Consider the following 3,060-nt stretch of genomic DNA (forward strand, 5'->3'; position numbering starts at 1 on the left):
GGCTTGCTAAAGTCGGTTATGAAAGGATTCAAGAAATTTCTGATCCGGAAAAGTCAATTGATAGAGCAAGGGATAATTGGAAGCGACACGGGCGTAGTGAGAAGTGGATTCAGCAACGTATGATGGGGCAGGAAACACGAAATAAATTAACTGACTACTGGAAAAATCATGAAGTAACAAAAGAGAGTGAATTTGCTATATTAACTAATATTATTCATCAAGAATGGACAGGTATAAGCATTAAAGAACATAAAAATATAAAGGGCTTAAAAAATCAAAATTTACGTGATCACATGAATGAAGCAGAATTAATTTTTACTGCTCTTGCTGAATTATCAACTCGTCAGGTAGCAGAAACTAATAATGCGACAGGAATGGAAGAAAATAAGGTTGCAGGTAAAATAGGAGGAAGTATAGCTAAAAACGCTAAAACGGCTCTAGAAAATAAAACCGGTAAAAAAGTAATATCAACAGAAAATTATTTACCACCTAAACTTACAAAGTAAAAAATTTGCTATAGACCGTGAAGCCAAGGATTGCATCGATTTTGTGAAAAATACTCTCACTTTTGACAGAGGTTTCGACACATCGAAATAGCGTTTTATTAGTTCGGTTATGATTTTAAAAAAGTCAATTAAACTTTACTTCAGGTGGCAGTGACATTAATATTGCCTCTACATTTCCATCAGTCATTAAACCGAATTTAGTACCGCGATCATATAATAGATTAAATTCTACATATCTACCTCGCCTTATAAGCTGGTATTCTTTCTGCTCTAAAGTCCAAGGTAAAAATAACTTGCTTCTAACGATTTCAGGATATACCGATAATAAAGCTTTACCTACATCCTTGGTAAAACCGAAATCCTGTTCAAAATTACCGCTATTTAAGTAATCATAGAATATTCCGCCTACTCCTCTTGGTTCTTTTCTATGCTTTAGATAAAAATATTCATCACATTGCTTTTTGAATTTAGGGTAATAGTTAGAATCATACTTATCGCATGCTTCTTTAAAAGCTGCATGAAACTTTGCCGTTTCATGTTCTTCCGGATAAAAGGGCGTTAAATCGCCACCGCCGCCAAACCAATTTTTAGAGGTTTCTATATAACGAGTATTGAAATGCATAGCAGGAATTAACGGCGATTTAAGATGTGCAACTACTGAGATACCTGTTGCAAAGAATTTTCCGTCTAGCTCTGCTCCTGGAATTTCGCTACGGAATTCGGGAGAAAATTCACCGAATACGGTAGAAATATTAACCCCGACTTTTTCAAATACTTCTCCTTTCATGAGAGACATAACACCGCCACCGCCGCCGTTACGCTCCCAACTTGAGCGTATAAACTTAGCCGGTTTTAAACCTTTTGTCTGTGCATATTCTTCTTCGATTTTTTCAAATTCTTTGCACAATAAATCACGTAAATTAGTAAACCAACTATTTGTTATTTCTTTATTTTCTATGTTCATAATTATTAAGCAACGATTTAATTACTTTCCTCATCATATACATAATCACTAAAAATGCGGCAGCAATGATCATGATATAAAAAGCCGGAGCATAAAATAAGCCTGTATGCTCTACAAGCCAACGAGAAATAATAGGTGAAGTTCCACCGAATATCGCTATTGCAAAATTGTAGCTGAAAGCAACACCGGTAAATCTTTGTTCTGCCGTAAATAAGGATATAACAAATATATAAGCCGTACCTGCTATACTTCCTGCAAGCATACCAAGCATTGTAAGAGCTATAATTTGTTGCCACATCTCTTCTGATGACATAAGTAACATAGTAGGTAAGATTAATATCAAGATAGCAACTCCTACAAGCATTGCCATTTTAAATTTTCCGATAATATCGGCAGTACCGCCGGCAAGCGGCATCGCTATCATCGCAATAAACGAACTATAAGCCAAATATGATAAAGCAATAGTATTGCTAAGATGCATTACATTATAATAGAAAACATTTATATAAGTTTTTACTAAATACATAACGCTGCTAGCGATAGCACCTATACACATGGTTAAAACCATAGATCTCCAAGCAGTTTTAATTACGTTGGAAAAAGGTGCTTTAAGAACTTGTTTCTTTTTCTCAAGCATTTTAAAAATCGGTGTTTCCGATACACGCAATCGCAAGTAAAATCCGGCAAGACCCATAAATCCGCCAAGCAGAAAAGCAAAACGCCAAGCAAAATCTATATGAGAAAAATAACGCTCGATTATAATACCGATAAATGTTGCAATTAAAGTACCGGCAATATTTGAGCCGTGAACCAAACCTGCCGTAAAACCGGGTCTTAAGTTTTGACGATGTTCTAGGATAAAAATAGCTGCTCCCGTTCCTTCACCGCTAATACATAAACCTTGAATAAGCCTCATTATAACTAATGTTATAGGGGCATAAATCCCAATACTTGCATATGATGGTATGAGTCCCATAATAAAAGTCGGAACGGTCATACCTAGCATCGATATTATTAAAGCGATACGTCTACCGTATCTATCACCGATATAACCGAATAATATGCCCCCTATAGGTCTTGTCAAAAAACCGACCGCAAAAACTCCAAGGCTTAAAAGAATACGCATAAATTCCGATTCACCGGGGAAAAAAACTTGTCCAATAATCAGCGAAAAAACTGAATATACCGTAAAATCATAATATTCGAGTACATTGCCTGAAATAGCAGATAAAAAAATGAACTTAGATTTATTCATCGAGCTTTAAATAACTTAATTACTAATTAGTTATTATAGACAAGTTACATCATTTATAAAGTGTAATTTATAATATTATAAATTAACCTTTATAATATTTAATTTTTTTATATATTATTAATTACAATAAAATCATAAGCACATATGCAATATAAATATTTAATTGTCGGTATTTTAATTCTTGGTAGGGTAATCCCCCCATTTTTAATCGCAGTAGAGAGTTAAGCTGCTAAAGCTAATTTTTGTATTGGCGTTATACCGCTTATAGCCATATTTGGTCTTTCGTTATTATAAGACCAAAGCCATTTAGTGGCAAGATCTTGTGCCTCTTGTAT

Annotated in this window: 2 protein-coding genes and 2 pseudogenes; 1 reads left to right on the forward strand and 3 read right to left on the reverse strand. The window is 34.4% G+C overall.

Annotated elements, in window-relative coordinates; all coding sequences use genetic code 11:
• Positions 1-506, forward strand: a pseudogene (locus AC1Z7D_RS06735) (hypothetical protein); the annotation flags it as partial.
• Positions 507-630: 124 nt separating this feature from the next.
• On the opposite strand, the gene hemF reads toward AC1Z7D_RS06735, so the two are convergent.
• The 3 genes and pseudogenes from hemF to AC1Z7D_RS06750 all read right to left on the reverse strand — a co-directional run.
• Entirely contained in the window at positions 631-1,470 is an 840-nt protein-coding gene (gene hemF, locus AC1Z7D_RS06740; RefSeq protein WP_482603072.1) for an oxygen-dependent coproporphyrinogen oxidase, read from the reverse strand.
• Positions 1,454-2,725: an MFS transporter gene (locus AC1Z7D_RS06745; protein ID WP_482603074.1), complete on the reverse strand. Its 1,272-nt coding sequence runs from the start codon at positions 2,723-2,725 to the stop codon at positions 1,454-1,456. The genes hemF and AC1Z7D_RS06745 overlap by 17 nt, the downstream gene beginning before the upstream one ends.
• A gap of 221 nt (positions 2,726-2,946) precedes the next feature.
• Positions 2,947-3,060, reverse strand: a pseudogene (locus tag AC1Z7D_RS06750) (IS3 family transposase); the annotation flags it as partial.

This window comes from Rickettsia sp. (assembly GCF_965035265.1).